The sequence below is a fragment of the Nostoc sp. FACHB-888 genome (assembly GCF_014696655.1).
Taxonomy (GTDB): domain Bacteria; phylum Cyanobacteriota; class Cyanobacteriia; order Cyanobacteriales; family Nostocaceae; genus Nostoc.
Map to the genome: position 1 here is coordinate 1 of NZ_JACJQM010000115.1, position 14,706 is coordinate 14,706.

Here is a 14,706-nt window from a genome sequence, read left to right on the forward strand (position 1 = left end):
AATTTTAAGTGCCAAGCCTTACGGTGTGGTAGATGTGCCAATGCACCCAATAAAGTCAACAACGCATTATTGACTTTATTTTCATTATTGTCTGTGTTGCGATCAAAATAATTCCCTGTCCGGTAAGCTGACTCTCCAACTGTATAAGCACTACCGTTAAAAACTACACGCCCTGGCACATCTTCCATCTCGGCATTGGTTATATAGCTGGGGACACGAACTACTTCAAAGCCATCGACTAAAAGTTTGAGACTTCCGTAACCGTTATCGAAACCCGCAGGAAAAATTTTTTGTAAGGTGTGAATGTTTGACATAGGCTCCAAGTAATAAACTTTAATTTGTGAAAATTATCTGTTCAAGTGATCTGCAAGAGCAAGAGAAAGAAGAATAAAATAACTTTTCCTTTTTTTCCTAATCTCAAGAGCTTATCATAACCCCTTGGGGGCTAAATGGGGCACAAAATGTCAACCAGTCAAATATACCCCATTTAGCACCTATAAATACCCTATATAGGGGTCAAAATGTTACCAAAGGACTGAACCATCACTGGGGTATACATAGCCCCTATATAGCCCCTGCCGAAGATTTTTGAAATCTTTTCTATCAACGCAGCAGAAATTAATTTAGATCGTTGTTGACTCTTTGATTTATACTCTCTGTCAAGGTCTAAATTAGCTTTACGTAAGATGGCGAGCTTTGGCTCTGATACAGTTGGAATTTACCCACGAGAAATTGGTCGCATTGATAGGCTATTCCTGAGCAAGAAATTTTCTATGCAAGACTTGTAAGGTCTATGCTGGCACTTGAGCAGCAAAAAAATCTTCTCATGCGACGGCTAAAGCGTTCTGCAAATGGGTCTGAACTCTGTGCCGAGGTGAATAAAACAGAAGCAGAAATAACCCAAATCCTTGAACAAGGGCAACTGGCAAAACATTTAATGATTACAGCCAACCTCCGCTTAGTGGTTGCAGTCGCTAAAAAATATCGTTGGAGTAACCTAGAATTTTTGGATCTGATTCAAGAGGGAGCAATAGGTTTACATAAAGCGGTAGAAAAATTTGAGCCGAATCGGGGCTATAAATTCTCTACTTATGCAAAAGGCGTGGATTCGGCAGTCAATTACCAGAGCAGTTGCAGAACAATTTCACACTATTCGCCTACCCCATAAGAGACTATTTATAAAGTAAATCTAAAAGCCAGAAGAAAGAAGTTGACTGAAATGAGTGAGGCTGCCATATATGCCGTTATGACTCGAATTATGTTACGTCGTCTAGCCGTCTAAAAATTTACTTTATAAATGGTCTCTGACCAACCCCTAAATAACCCATTTGTGGGAGCCAAATCACTCAATAAAATTTATCTGGCTTATGGGGTATATTTGGCCTTATATGTACCCCGTGAGAAATTTTGGATTTGAATTTTAGTAAACAAGGTCAACAGACGTGACATAAAATGATTAACGTCAAGCTTACGCTGAACGAGACTATTAGTCGAACTATTTGGGATTTGAAAATTTGGTTCAATAAATGTTGCTTGATTACGTAGGACAAGCAATAGAATATTCTGCTCCAGACCTTAGCTGTCAACCTTAAATAGTAATATTCGCTAAATAACTCAATTCTTGAAATTACAAATCTAATTGTTTATGGACCGAAATTCGACAAAAGTAATTGCTATTTTGAATCAATCCGGTGGTGCAGGTAAGTCAACTTTAACTCAAAACCTTGGCTATCATCTTGCAATTAAACACAAAGTACTACTTGTAGATCTAGACCCGCAAGCATCATTAACAGCCTTTATGGGATTAAGTAAAGAGAAGCTCACCGACGAGCAAAATATTTATGGTGTCCTTACTGAACGTACAGCTTTACATATATGGGAAAAAACTATTCATGGAATGTATTTGATTCCTACCAATATCAAACTTGCTGGGACAGAACGAGAAATTCTTCAGGATATGACAATCGATAACCGTACACGGCTAAAACTTGTACTTGATGATGTCCTAGACCAGTTCGACTACATTCTTATCGATTGTCCTCCTTCTTTGGGCATACTGAGTATCATGAGTTTAGTAGCTGCTACTCATGTAGTAATTCCTTTACAAACACAATATAAGTGCTACCTTGGCACAGACCAACTACTCCAAACTATTGCTCGTGTAAAAAAAGGAGGACATCAGAAATTAGAAATTGCTTGTATAGTTCCAATGATGTACGATAGTCGAAATTTACAAGACGCAGGGATATTATCAGAGGTTAAACAACAGGTAGAAGGGCGTATATACGTTGCTTCCCCTATTCCTAAATCAACAGTATTTCCAGATGCAGCTCAGGCTAACGTGCCGCTTGCTCTTTACAAAAAAAATCATCCCGCAGTTCCCATACTTGAAGACATTGCAAATTACATTATTAAATTATGAGTGAACGTACATTAGATAGATTATCTGGTTTGGATGGGCTATTCGGAAATGACGAAGACGCTACGACACAAGCTTCAATGTTCCCAATATCCCAAATTATTCTTCCTAAATCTCAACCCCGACGATATTTTGATCAAAATAAACTCGAGTCTCTTGCTAATAGCATTAAAGAAGTAGGGTTGCTAGAGCCTATAGTTGTTAGGTGTATTAGAGAAAATACCTACGAACTTGTAGCAGGCGAACGTCGCCTTAAAGCTTGCCAAATAGCTAAGTTAGAAAATGTAGCTGTAAATATCATCGAATGCGATAACATCACAGCAAGCCGCATTCGTTTAGTTGAAAACCTTCAACGTGAAGACCTGAATGTTTATGAAGAAACTATTGGAATTTTAGAACTACTTGCAATGTTGCTAGAGATAGACCAGGAAACAGTAGTTCAACACATGTATCAGATGCACCATGCCTATAACGGTGAAACTGGACATAACGTTATGTCCAACAAAGAAAGCCTTACCATACAAAAAGTTTTTACTCAATTAGGGAAAATTACGTGGCAGTCTTTTGTATCAAACAGACTCCCTATACTAAATCTAAAAGATGATATTAAAGCAGCTTTAGCAGAGGGAAAAATAGAGTATACAAAAGCTTTGGCAATATCTAAAATTAAAGATAAAGAAAAACGAACTGAGGTGTTGAGACAGGCAATAGAGGAGAGTCTTTCTCTGTCTAAAATTAAAGAAATAGTAAAAGAAATTATTCAGCAAAGTCCAAAAGACGAGAAAAATGTAAGCGTTAAAAAACAGTATCAAGAAAAAACTAGTGACATCTTTAAACTTCTTAAAAAAAGTAAGGTTTGGGATGATGATAAAAAAGTCAAACAACTTATGAAGAGTATTGGTCAAATAGAAAAGCTTTTGACTGAAACAGATTTAACGTCTGAGATTGAGAATGATTTCAATGGTTAGAAATAAAGTTCTCGCAATCTGCGTGTAATACCGCCCATCAACCCTAGTTGGAAGTTTTGTCGTACAGACATTTGTTGTTAATCGATTAAGTTGCCAAATTTAGGACTCCACCAACCTTTGGCTGTATGAAAGTAAGCCACATCCCTGTGTTTCTTATCCTGGCGAGACTGAGGGTTAGAACAGCGCAGCATAGTTTTAGGTTGCCCATCTTTGGCGTAACTATACTCGGACAAAGGCTGTTGACAAACTGGACAGGGATAGGACGTTACTGTGGTAGCAGGCTGTTGTCCACTACTTTCTTTGTGTTGAGGTGCATACCAAGATTTAGTGGTGTCATTCCAAAACAGGACAATATTTTCACAGCCACTAATACATTTAAGAAAATATTTCTTCTTGACCTTAGTGCTGTTGATTTTGGTGAGAAAATTTTGGCACACAGGGCATTTAGTGCGGGAAAATTCATACTTGCGTTCAACAGAAGCACTGCTGGGCGAAGAAGTAACTAAAGTTTTAGCCCTAGAAAGAGCAGGGACCAAATAATCCTGATTCCAAGAGGTAAGGTATTGCTGCCAGGAATGTTTACCAAGGGAGATCGCATCCAGGGCATCTTCCATTTTGGCGGTAAATTCGGCTTCGAGCAGATCGGGTAAAGCCTTCTGTAAAAAAGCATCAACCTCTAACCCTAACGCAGTAGGTTGTAGGCTGTCTTTGACTAATTGAACATAATCGCGCTTTTTGAGGGTAGCAACAGTGGGAGCATAGGTACTGGGACGGTCAATGCCTTTGCGTTCCATTAGCTGTACTAGTTTGGGTTCACTGTAGCGTGGTGGCGGCTGGGTTTGTTTTTTCTCGTGTGCAGCATTAGACAGAGTTAGCGCTTGTCCCTGTTGCAGAGCAGGTAAAATTGAATCCTTGCTCAGATTATTCCAGTACCGGGCATAACCGTAGAACTCGATTATTTGTCCTTTGGCAAGCCATGACAGATTGCCTGATTGCGAGATCACTTGAGTTTTACGTAGTTGAGCAGATTTGCATTGAGATGCTAGAGCGCGTTTCCAAATCATGACGTACAGGTTAAATTCATCATTTGGGATTTCTATACGTAACTGTGCGCTCGGTCGAAAAACATCTGTTGGGCGGATAGCTTCGTGAGCTTCCTGAGCCGTTTTGCTGCTGCGGTGTTTGGCGAGTTGCTGCGGCACATTTGATGGATCGTTTTGCTCCAACCACCGACGCGCACTCGCACAAAATTCAGGACTCAGCATCACCGAATCTGTCCGCATATAAGTGATTAGCCCTGCCTCATAAAGCTTTTGAGCCAGGAGCATGGTTTTGTCAGGAGAGAATCTCAGTTTAGAACCAGCCGCTTGCTGAAGCGTAGAAGTCGTAAATGGTGGTGGTGGCTGACGATAAACAGTTTTGCCTTCAATTTGGACAATCTGATGAGGATACTGCCGCGCCTCTTGGACTAGCCTTGCAGCTTCAGTTTCAGACAAAACACGCTTACTCTCTGTTACTTGTTCTTTGTTAAAAGCCGCATCATCATTAGTTTCGGCTTCTTGCTGTGGCGTATTTTGGCTCCCCTTGGTTGTGCCATTGTAAAAAGCTCGGAAACCTTCGGCGTAATCAACCCAAACATTCCAGTAATCTTGGGGGACAAAGTTTTGAATTTCTCGTTCTCGCTGGCAAATCAAGTGTAGAGTTGCACTTTGGACTCTACCAACGCTTTTGGCTCCGTTGTTCAATGCCCAAACTAGCGGACTGCCTTTGTAGCCTACCAATTTGTCCAAGCAATCTCGGCATAACCCTGCACCAACTAAATTGAAATCGAGTTTTCGAGATTTGGCGATCGCATTTAGTACTGCTGATGCTGTAATCTCGGTGTAGACAACCCGTTTAGGGTCTTTCAATCCCAAAACCTGCGCTAAATGCCAAGCGATAGTTTCACCTTCGCGATCTGGATCAGTAGCCAGAACTACTTCGTCTACACCTTTGGCAGCAGCCTTAAGTTGTCCAATGGTTTCTTTGGCACGCTGATCCCGTGGAACATAGTCACATTGGACATGAGAGCCGTTCATGCTGAAACCGAGTGAATCATCTCCCTGAGCACTTAGTTCCCGAATATGTCCACAACTGGCGCGTACAATCCAATCTGCACCGAGAATCTGGCTGAGTTTTTTGACTTTCCCTGGTGATTCAACAATTAAAAGACGTTTGGGCATAGCAGATGTACAATATATGTCTTATATTAGTTTGTCTGTGAGAATAGCAATACTATTTTTAGTATAAATGTACTATAATAAATTCCCCTGCTGTTAGTTTGAAATTACAACCTTTAGTAAATTTTTGTGGCATTTTAGAGAATCAATGTCCACACCCTCAACATCTACTCAACAAGTAAACGCTACCCCGCACTACGAAACGATCACAGGGGTAATAGAACGCCTGACCTTTCACTCTGAGGAATCCGGCTATACCGTAGCGCGTTTAACTCGTTCACGTTCTACCGACCTCACCACAATCGTCGGCAGTTTTGCAAATATTCAACCAGGACAGACACTTCAGCTAACAGGTTTTTGGCGAGAGCATCCGCAGTATGGGCCACAATTCCAAGTCACCAATTACAAAGAAACAAAACCTGCGACCCTCACCGGAATTGAAAAGTATTTAGGCAGTGGGCTAATCAAAGGTGTTGGGCCAGTCACAGCCAAACGCATCGTTGCACATTTTGGTTTGGAAACTCTAGACATAATTGAAAACCAAATTGATCGGCTCATTGAAGTTTCAGGCATAGCCAAAAAGCGGATCAAGCTCATCAAGAATGCCTGGTTAACTCAAAAGGCGATCAAGGAAGTGATGGTATTTTTGCAAAGCCACGGTGTTTCAACAACTTATGCAGTCAAGATTTACAAACAATACCAAGATAATTCCATCGCTACAGTCACCTCTAATCCCTACCAACTAGCAACGGACATCTACGGCATTGGTTTTCTGACTGCGGACAAGATTGCACGAAACTTAGGTGTACCAACGGACTCCGAATTTAGATACTGTGCTGGCATCATCCATGCACTAACCGAAGCAGCCGAAGATGGACATTGTTACCTACCCCAACCAGAACTCATTGAGAAAGTCATCAAATTGCTGGCAACTGATGACCATCAGCCAGCCCCCGAAGCGATCGCCGACATTATTAAACAGATGGGCGCAAAAGAAGAATTAATCAGAGAAATTGTGCGGGGCAATGATGGAGAGAAACTGCTACTGTGCTATAGACCAACGTTTTTTCACACAGAGATGAACTTGGCGCGGATGATATGCCGACGCTTGAGCCTGCCGATAGTACAGGATATGCCCCGTGTCCGAGCTTGGATAGAACGATTTACAACTAGTCGCAAAATCCAGTTGTCGCCACAACAGCAGCAAGCAGTGGAGAAGGCAGCTTATTCTCCAGTCATGGTACTCACTGGTGGCCCTGGCGTTGGCAAGACGTTCACAACCCACACCATCGTCAGCCTGTGGAAAGCAATGGGGAAAACAATAGCTCTGGCTGCACCAACGGGTAGAGCAGCACAAAGGTTGTCAGAAATGACGGGCTTAGAAGCGAAAACCATCCACCGCTTGCTAGAGTTCGACCCCAAGACAATGGGTTTCAAACGCGACAACACTAATCCATTACCCTACACTGCAATTATCACGGATGAAGCCTCTATGCTCGACCTGTTTTTGGCACATTCCTTGGTGAAAGCTGTTGCTGAGGGAGCGCAACTATTATTAGTAGGTGACATTGATCAATTGCCTTCAGTCGGCCCTGGGAAAGTGCTAGCAGACCTAATAAATTGTTTAAAAGTGCCAGTAGTCAAGCTAACGCAAGTATTTCGTCAAGTTAAGCTTAGTGCAATTGTTACAGCAGCGCATCAAATCAATCAGGGCGATTATCCGAACATAGAACCGATTAGCGACAATCCTGTGTCAGATTGCTTGTGGCATGGTGGAGGACATGAGCCAGAACACGGAGTACAGGCAATCTGCGAGTTGATTAGCGAGTTTATTCCCCGGCTGGGTTTTAATCCGGCTTGTGATGTTCAGGTACTTTCTCCGATGTCGCGGGGTTTGGTAGGAACGCGCAACCTGAATATGGTGTTGCAGAGGTTGATCAATCCGCCTAGTCCCGATAAAGCAGAGATAGCTAGAGGTGGGATGACTCTGCGGGTGGGAGATCGCGTTATCCAGCAGACTAATGATTACGACCGCGAAGTGTTTAATGGAGACTTAGGAACTATCTCTGGGATTGATACTGAGGAGCAAGAGGTGACAGTTGACTATGGTGGTCGCCCTGTAGTTTACGACTATGCTGATTTGAATGAGATTACGCTGGCGTGGTCTATTTCAGTCCATAAGTCGCAGGGCAGCGAATATCCTGTAGTAATTATGCCTTTGTATATGCAACATTATATGATGCTGTCACGTAACTTATTTTATACAGGTTTGACTCGTGCTAGAAAATTAGCCATTGTGGTTGGCTCGAAGAAAGCGATATCCTTGGCTGTACGAACGACAAATGACCAGCAGCGTTACACAAGATTATGGCAGAGGTTGTTGCAGCCGAATTGATGAACATGAACGCAGAATATCAGCTTGGTTAAACAAACAAAAAACTAAAATACTCTTGTATAACGACGAATTGGGTCTGCGCCAAGTTAATCTTTTTGGCTATTTAAGTCAGTAAAATTGAGTCAGCAATTGAATTATTTGATGTATAGTTTAAGTCTGCGCTGGTTATTAAATAGCTCTCAAGTTGTATGTCCAGTCCTAGTTCCGACATGGTTCGCGTTTACCTGCAAGAGATTGACCGTTACTAGGGTGTTGACCGCAGACCAAGAAATTGCTTATGGCAGGTACAGCAGATGATGGCAATTGAACAAAGAAAAAATGAACTCGCCCAACAACTAGAACGAAAACCAACTATTACTGAGTTAGCTGTTGATGCTGACAAAACCGAAGCTGAAATTGCTCAAATACAAAAGCTGGGGCAACGAGCCAAACAAAAAATGGTGACAGCTAACCTGCGGCTGGTAGTATCTGTTGCTAAAAAATATCAAAACCGCAATTTGGAATTTTTAGATTTGATCCAAGAACGAGCAATCGGTTTACAAAGGGGTATAGAAAAGTTTGATCCCAACCGGGGCTATAAGCTATTAACCTACGCCTACTGGTGGATTAGTTAAGCTATTAACTTGAGCAATTGCAGAACAATCCCGCACTATTAGATTGCCTGTTCACCTCACTGAAATACTTATTGAAGAAGAATTCAGGAGTCAGAATCAAGACGCTCGTTCCTCGCTTTCCGCGTCGCTATCAGTGGGGGATTCAGACCCGCCACGCTCATTGTTGACCACTAAATATGCAGATTTAGTGGGGGTTTTAAGCCCCTTGATTCAGACGCTCCTACGGACGCTCGTTCCTCTCTATGAGACGCTGCGCGAACGCTAACGCTATGCTATCCGCCAGTCGCACAAAATACCTTTCCTATATTCTGGCGACTGACGCATATATTCTGTTTTGATAAAATTAATAAATTACAGTACACAGTTTGATAAACTACTTTAAGTTAATTAGTAGTAACAGTGCTAATCTTGGACAGATGCAAATAGAAGAAATTTTAGCCCAACTAGAAAATAACACTAAGGAATTTCCTCGTTTAGCGTTAGAAAGAGCCATTGAAGAGCGAGAAACCATTACATCTATATTAATAAAAATTTTAGACAAACTAAGTAACAATTTAGAAGAGCTACTAGAAAAATCAGACTATATTTTACATATCCATGCTTTATATTTACTAGCACAATTTAGGGAAGTAGCAGCATATCCTACAATTATCAAGTTTTTTTCAGTTCCTGGGGATGTGGCATTAGATGTAACTGGAGATATAGTAACTGAAGATTTATGCAGAATACTTGCTTCCGTTAGTGGCTCAAATATTGAGCCGATAAAGCAACTTATAGAAAATCCAGAAGCCAATGAATATGTAAGGGGTGCTGCATTAGAAGCATTATTGGTTTTAATAGCTCAAGAAGTCATTACTAGAGAACAGGTGATACAATATTATGCCAAGCTGTTTTCTACTTTAGATAAAGAAGATTATTATATCCAAACTACTTTACTAACCAATAGCGCACAGCTTTGTGCAGTCGAACTGCAAGAACAAATAGATCGGGCATTTGAAGAAGAATTGGTTGATTTGTTTTTTATTGACCAAGAAGATGTAAGCACTTATCTAGTAGTAGAGAGAGAAGAAGCTTTAAATAGACTACGTAACAATACAAAGTATTCTTTTATTAAAGATATAATCTTAGAAATGGAGAGTTGGAGTTGTTTCCAACCACAAGAGAGAGAGCCATCATATAATATTTTTATTCCAGAAGGATTTAGCCTTGGAACATCTGAAAAGTCTAAAAATAAAGCTAGGGATAAGAAAAAAATGCAAAAGCAATCTCGGAGAAAAAATCGTTCTAAAAAGAAATGAGTCATCAATCTTAGCAAAATTTTTCGAACTTCACTAATAATGATAAAAAACTTAGAATTTTTTGGAATTATTTTTCTTCGTTAGGATACCAACCTGCCGGAATGACTTCAAAATTCCAAACATCTTTGAAGACGTATATACGTCCGATCATTTCCGATGGGGAAAGCAAATTTTTGTCGCCTTCCTTCCAATCTTTTTTATCAACTGTTCCCATAACTACATAGTTATTACCTACAATTTGAGGATTTGTTTGGACAAAAGTAGCAGCCATCAATGGCTCAATTTCCTGTTTTTTAGCAATAATTAAGTCGCAGCTTGGGCAATATTTACACTGTTTATTGAGTAAAAATAGCTGTTTAGGTTCAATGTGGATTACCAAAGGGAACTTACGTAACTTAGTTTTACTATCGCATTTGGGGCATTTAGTGAACGCACAATCACTATAAGGATTGAGAAAAAAGCGATGCCGCTTTTTAATTGTTTTATCTGGCTTTTTATTAACGCTATTTTTAACCATGCTACGATGAAAGCTTGATTAACTACATTTGGTTTTGTAACATAAGGTTAACTATAACAAGCGTGAAGAATTAACACTTACTCCTAACTAAAAATGGTGAGGTAGGTTGAGCTATTGCTAGACATCAGATGGTTGCTAGCTAAAGTTACCAACAGAGCAGAAGGAGCGATATTAGTCTTTTGAACATAGCCGGATACAGATGCTTCAATCACATCATAGTGCAACTTGGTTACAGTAAGGTATTGTCAGCTTACCGCAAATTCACACTACAGGACTTCATGTCCCAAACATCAAACTTTCTTCGGCTGATCTATTTTCCATAACCTAGAACGGCAAAACTAACTGGAGAGGTGAAACTAAAGGCTTAATTAAGTATGCATCTTAGAAAATATCAAACGAGTTTACTATGCTTCCAACCTACCTCTAGCAAGTTTTACCGCTCTAGTCCATAACATATTCCCGCGGAGTTAGGTCAAGATTGAGATCCTTCCATTCCTCGGACGGAATCTTATCAAGTCGTGGCTTAAGCAATTCTTCATCTTTTCGAGACGATCTGAACAACAACCGCGTTGAAGCTACCGCAGCGTTTCGGTGAAAGCCTTGATGGTTTGCTGTCCACGTTGTGCATTTCCCGTAGTCAAGAAGTCTAAGATTGCGCCTTGAAATAAGTGGAATAGCAATAAAGCAGTAGTTTTGTCATTTGTGAGATTAAACAGAGAATCTATCCATTTTTGGCTCTCTTGCTCTACGAAACGTTGTGTTTCTGAATCGCCTTGTATGGCACGTTGATTTAGCTCCATCGTCAATTTCAGCAAGCCCAGCATGTCTGGTGAAGTCAAATGGCTCCACATTTCGAGTAATGGTTCTGCCAGACAATCTGCTCCTACAAGCGACAGGCTTTGAAATGACCATAGCTTTTGGCGCAAGCGAATCTCTAACAGACCAATGAGTTGTCGCTCCAATTCTTGTTTTGAGCCAAAGTGGTAAACGAGCATTCGTCCGCTAGTGCCTATCTTGTTAGCGATCATATTGATGCTCGAATCCAATGCTCCTGCCTCGATTGCAGCAGATAGACATTGTTCCAGAAGTTCTTGCTTCTTTTGAGGTTCAGTAGGTCGGCTCATGAGTTGACAGTTAACGTAATAGCTATTACGTTAATAATTAACGAAACGACTATTACGTTAACATCATTAAGCAGGGCAAAACCATGAGTACAAAAGACAAGATTGGCTTCATCTCACTCGGCTTCGTCATCTGGGCAGCAGGGACATCAGTTTATCGGATGACTGGTTCATCCTTCTTTGAAGGTTCTGCTGTTGGGTATTGGCTCAATGTAATCTTCACGGGCATTTCCTACGCTGTTGTTTCTCTGGGACTGATGAAGTGGCGCAACATTAAGCAGAAAGACTGGTTACAGGGCGCAATTTGTATTGTTTTGCCAGGAATGTTGGGCGAAATTCCAATTCTTGCTGGTTTTTCAGAATTCATGAGCAATATGCAACCCGAAACAGCAGGGCGATATGCAGCTTTTTTGTTTGGAGGGTACTCGACACTGATCGGTGCTGCTTGGTTCATGTCTGCAAAAGCCATTTCGCAGTCTATTTCTGAGACACGGCTCGTAAGCACAGGGCAATAAAGAGCAATCTGTAGCGACGCAACTTAACAAGTTGATAAAGCGGACGGATAGAAGATATTGGCAGAGTTGCTCCCGGTCGTCTACCGCCGCTTATCTTGGTCGTTAGCTGGCTCCTCACACAGGCTTTGCACTTATACTGTCAGGTTTCTGACACCCGTGACAGGTTAAGATAATTGCACATTTGTCAAGTGGGTAAAAAAAAAGGGGACAGATTCAGCCTAGGGACTGGCAGCGTTTGAAAAATTCAGATACAGCACTTCCGGTAGCTATGAGCTACATTCTAAAAGCTGAAAGCGATGATAGGAGAGGGGCAAGGAGAGAACTATATTGCATAATAGCCGGAAGCGCTGTATATCTACGGCAACACAAAACGACGAACAAAAAAACGATTCGGAATCTTTTTCTCCTGTCCTGGTACAAGACGATGACGGAAGAGCGATTCTGTTACCCAAACTTCCTGGCCTGCAACGGTTAAATTAACGGGTAAATCCATCCTGGATGCTAAGACATTAAATTGAGATTTCGCTCCAGCCTCCAATGGGCGCAGTTGTAATACGCGACCGTTGCCACTCTCGATTCCGGCTTCAAGCATAATCAGAGAGCCATCACTAGCTAACTGGATCGCATCGGAACCATCGATTTTGCGAGGTAGGCTAATTTCTTCAATCACGGGATTTTCGACCGTTCTCGGCGTTACCTTAAACAATCGACCATCAGAGTACATCGTCACGAATAAAACACCGTCCGGTCTGCGAACAATTCCAGACAGTCCAAATCGCAATTGGGTGCGGAATCGCTCATCTTCCGCCCAAGTCTGAAGTTGAGTCGCTCCAGGTGGGAGGTAGTGAATTCGAGGGCGTGAGCTATCGGTCACATAAACACCGCCATTCGTGTCGAGTGCAAGATCATTTCCAAAACCACCATCAGGCATGATGATGATTTGCAGCACTTTCAAAGAGCGAGTGTCGAGCGCAAAAATTCGCCCTGGTCTACGAACAATTTCACCATTGGATTGAGGTGTGCCTAAAACATCAGGAGAAGCTCCCCATAAGATTTCTCGTGCTTCATCTAGGCGGAGGCTAGTAACAGCAAATATGTCGCTGTTACCCGGAAAAAGTGTTTCAATCCTACCGTTTGGAAAAATTTGTAGGATACGACCGTTCGTAACAGAACCAACATAAAGTGTGCCATCCTTAGTACGTGCAATGCCATTAGGATATTGAAAGCTAGAAGGCAATTCAATGGGAGACAGTTCTCTGGCATAAGCAGCAGTGGGATAAAGAGCATCGGCGGTAATCGCAGCCAACCCGGACAAAGCAATCAATACATCTCGCCTTTTCATTTACTTCATTTCTCCAAGCTCTAGATCACAAATTTAGGCAACACGATGCCCCGGAATGGTATAACCACCATCTACGGAAATCGTTTGTCCGGTGATATAGGAAGTTGCATCAGAGCAGAGCCAAACCACTGTTTCTGCCAGTTCTTCTGATGTACCCAAACGCTGGACAGGAATGTGATGAATGAAGGGCTTGGCTGCATTATCATCCGGATGAAAAAAGCGTCGCAACATTTCTGTATCAATGATGCCAGGGTTAATATTGTTGATCCGAATGTTGTGCGGCGCGTACTCCAAAGCAGCAGGTCGGATCATACTATCCAGTCCGCCTTTACTCGCTGAATAGATGGTGGAGCCTGCCAACCCACCTTTTGCCAGCCAAGAAGACGTATTGACGATTGCGCCGCCACCGGGCTGTTTGAGCATTTGTTCGATTTCATACTTCATGCAGAGCCAAACTGCTTTTAAATTGACGGTGATAGTCTGCTCCCAATCGGTTTCAGAGAGTTCGATCATGGGTGCAAATTTGCCTTCTGTTCCAGCATTGTTGAAGGCAAAATCGAGGCGACCATAATATTCGACAGTTTGCTCAATCAGTGAGCGAATCTGCTCAGGATTGGTCATATCTGTTTTAATCCAGTGGGCATCTCCACCCATCTGACAAATTTGGGTAATTACCGCCTGACTCTGATCTTCGCGACGGGCTGCAACAACGACCTTTGCACCATATTTGGCAAACGCGATCGCTGCCGCACGACCCATGCCAGAGCTACCCCCAGTAATCAGGGCAACCTTTCCTTGAAAGTTGATCATTCTGTCTCCTGAGATTGAATCATTGTGAAAATTATTCGTTCACTTGGTCATCTAACGCATTTTCTAGATAGTGTTTCCAGAAGATACAGTTGTGATCGCTTTCCCCTGTTGTTTCGAGGTGTTTGTAATGTGAAATTTTCAAATCAATCACCTGCAAATGATTGGTCAACTCCTCTAAATGTTGTTTGACCTGTTCGCGGTGGTTTTCTAGCAGTACACGGCGTTGACTGACCTGATCAGGGTGTTGACGAACCAGATCGGCAAAGGCTTGCACTTTTTGAATCGGCATTCCAGTTTCCCGGAGCCGCACCAAGAACTCCAACCAGACAATATCCTCAGCAGAATACCGCCGATGACCGTTTGAGGCACGCTTAATCGGTGCTAACAGACCCACTTTCTCGTAATAACGTAAAGCGTGGATGCTTAACCCCGTTGCCTCAGCAACTTGTTGGATGGTGAATTTGCTTGTCATACCAAGACTATAAAAC

13 protein-coding genes and 1 pseudogene are annotated in these 14,706 nt (G+C 42.0%); 7 read left to right on the forward strand and 7 right to left on the reverse strand.

The window, feature by feature from the left end:
* Positions 1-314, reverse strand: a pseudogene (locus H6G26_RS32020) (hypothetical protein); the annotation flags it as partial.
* A 479-nt stretch (positions 315-793) separates the two neighbouring features.
* Between H6G26_RS32020 and H6G26_RS32025 the strand changes: the two are divergent.
* The 3 genes from H6G26_RS32025 (at position 794) to H6G26_RS32035 (ending at position 3,387) form a co-directional block, all read left to right on the forward strand.
* The gene (locus H6G26_RS32025; protein ID WP_242054017.1) at positions 794-1,168 is read left to right on the forward strand and encodes a sigma-70 family RNA polymerase sigma factor; all 375 of its coding nucleotides are present in this window, start codon (positions 794-796) and stop codon (positions 1,166-1,168) included.
* 477 nt (positions 1,169-1,645) lie between these two features.
* Positions 1,646-2,422 carry a ParA family protein gene (locus tag H6G26_RS32030; RefSeq protein WP_190734762.1) on the forward strand — a complete coding sequence of 259 codons (777 nt, stop codon included), beginning with the start codon at positions 1,646-1,648 and terminating at the stop codon, positions 2,420-2,422.
* Complete coding sequence (locus H6G26_RS32035; protein ID WP_190734764.1) at positions 2,419-3,387, forward strand: ParB/RepB/Spo0J family partition protein; 969 nt, start codon at positions 2,419-2,421, stop codon at positions 3,385-3,387. Before H6G26_RS32030 ends, H6G26_RS32035 begins: the two co-directional genes overlap by 4 nt.
* Before the next feature lie 77 nt (positions 3,388-3,464).
* Here H6G26_RS32035 and topA read toward each other — a convergent pair whose 3' ends face one another.
* Positions 3,465-5,609 carry a type I DNA topoisomerase gene (gene topA / locus H6G26_RS32040; protein ID WP_190734766.1) on the reverse strand — a complete coding sequence of 715 codons (2,145 nt, stop codon included), beginning with the start codon at positions 5,607-5,609 and terminating at the stop codon, positions 3,465-3,467.
* A 145-nt stretch (positions 5,610-5,754) separates the two neighbouring features.
* Here topA and H6G26_RS32045 point away from each other — a divergent pair, with 145 nt between their 5' ends.
* From H6G26_RS32045 to H6G26_RS32055, 3 genes are all read left to right on the forward strand, one after another.
* Complete coding sequence (locus tag H6G26_RS32045; protein WP_190734768.1) at positions 5,755-8,001, forward strand: ATP-dependent RecD-like DNA helicase; 2,247 nt, start codon at positions 5,755-5,757, stop codon at positions 7,999-8,001.
* A 293-nt stretch (positions 8,002-8,294) separates the two neighbouring features.
* Positions 8,295-8,615 (forward strand): sigma-70 family RNA polymerase sigma factor, encoded by a 321-nt coding sequence (locus tag H6G26_RS32050; protein WP_242054018.1) that lies wholly within the window; start codon positions 8,295-8,297, stop codon positions 8,613-8,615.
* Positions 8,616-9,031: 416 nt separating this feature from the next.
* Positions 9,032-9,913 (forward strand): DUF1186 domain-containing protein, encoded by an 882-nt coding sequence (locus H6G26_RS32055; RefSeq protein ID WP_190734770.1) that lies wholly within the window; start codon positions 9,032-9,034, stop codon positions 9,911-9,913.
* Positions 9,914-9,980: 67 nt separating this feature from the next.
* On the opposite strand, the gene H6G26_RS32060 is transcribed toward H6G26_RS32055, so the two are convergent.
* Together H6G26_RS32060 and H6G26_RS32065 are read right to left on the reverse strand one after the other, a co-directional pair.
* Complete coding sequence (locus H6G26_RS32060) at positions 9,981-10,430, reverse strand: hypothetical protein (RefSeq protein ID WP_190734772.1); 450 nt, start codon at positions 10,428-10,430, stop codon at positions 9,981-9,983.
* 575 nt (positions 10,431-11,005) lie between these two features.
* Complete coding sequence (locus H6G26_RS32065) at positions 11,006-11,554, reverse strand: TetR/AcrR family transcriptional regulator (protein ID WP_190734774.1); 549 nt, start codon at positions 11,552-11,554, stop codon at positions 11,006-11,008.
* Between the two features lie 83 nt (positions 11,555-11,637).
* Between H6G26_RS32065 and H6G26_RS32070 the strand changes: the two genes are divergently transcribed.
* Positions 11,638-12,066, forward strand: a complete 429-nt coding sequence (locus H6G26_RS32070) for a DUF5367 domain-containing protein (protein WP_190734776.1) — start codon at positions 11,638-11,640, stop codon at positions 12,064-12,066.
* A gap of 355 nt (positions 12,067-12,421) precedes the next feature.
* On the opposite strand, the gene H6G26_RS32075 is transcribed toward H6G26_RS32070, so the two are convergent.
* The 3 genes from H6G26_RS32075 to H6G26_RS32085 all read right to left on the reverse strand — a co-directional run.
* The gene (locus H6G26_RS32075) at positions 12,422-13,408 is read right to left on the reverse strand and encodes a gluconolaconase (RefSeq protein WP_190734778.1); all 987 of its coding nucleotides are present in this window, start codon (positions 13,406-13,408) and stop codon (positions 12,422-12,424) included.
* 33 nt (positions 13,409-13,441) lie between these two features.
* Complete coding sequence (locus H6G26_RS32080; protein WP_190734780.1) at positions 13,442-14,218, reverse strand: glucose 1-dehydrogenase; 777 nt, start codon at positions 14,216-14,218, stop codon at positions 13,442-13,444.
* Between the two features lie 31 nt (positions 14,219-14,249).
* Positions 14,250-14,706: MerR family transcriptional regulator (locus H6G26_RS32085; RefSeq protein ID WP_242054019.1), on the reverse strand; the 457-nt coding region annotated here is incomplete at its 5' end.

Coding starts and splice junctions, on each gene's coding strand:
- H6G26_RS32025 (WP_242054017.1), top strand. CDS start 794: ATGCTGGCACTTGAGCAGCAAAAAAATCTTCTCATGCGACGGCTAAAG.
- H6G26_RS32030 (WP_190734762.1), top strand. CDS start 1,646: ATGGACCGAAATTCGACAAAAGTAATTGCTATTTTGAATCAATCCGGT.
- H6G26_RS32035 (WP_190734764.1), top strand. CDS start 2,419: ATGAGTGAACGTACATTAGATAGATTATCTGGTTTGGATGGGCTATTC.
- topA (WP_190734766.1), bottom strand. CDS start 5,609: ATGCCCAAACGTCTTTTAATTGTTGAATCACCAGGGAAAGTCAAAAAA.
- H6G26_RS32045 (WP_190734768.1), top strand. CDS start 5,755: ATGTCCACACCCTCAACATCTACTCAACAAGTAAACGCTACCCCGCAC.
- H6G26_RS32050 (WP_242054018.1), top strand. CDS start 8,295: ATGATGGCAATTGAACAAAGAAAAAATGAACTCGCCCAACAACTAGAA.
- H6G26_RS32055 (WP_190734770.1), top strand. CDS start 9,032: ATGCAAATAGAAGAAATTTTAGCCCAACTAGAAAATAACACTAAGGAA.
- H6G26_RS32060 (WP_190734772.1), bottom strand. CDS start 10,430: ATGGTTAAAAATAGCGTTAATAAAAAGCCAGATAAAACAATTAAAAAG.
- H6G26_RS32065 (WP_190734774.1), bottom strand. CDS start 11,554: ATGAGCCGACCTACTGAACCTCAAAAGAAGCAAGAACTTCTGGAACAA.
- H6G26_RS32070 (WP_190734776.1), top strand. CDS start 11,638: ATGAGTACAAAAGACAAGATTGGCTTCATCTCACTCGGCTTCGTCATC.
- H6G26_RS32075 (WP_190734778.1), bottom strand. CDS start 13,408: ATGAAAAGGCGAGATGTATTGATTGCTTTGTCCGGGTTGGCTGCGATT.
- H6G26_RS32080 (WP_190734780.1), bottom strand. CDS start 14,218: ATGATCAACTTTCAAGGAAAGGTTGCCCTGATTACTGGGGGTAGCTCT.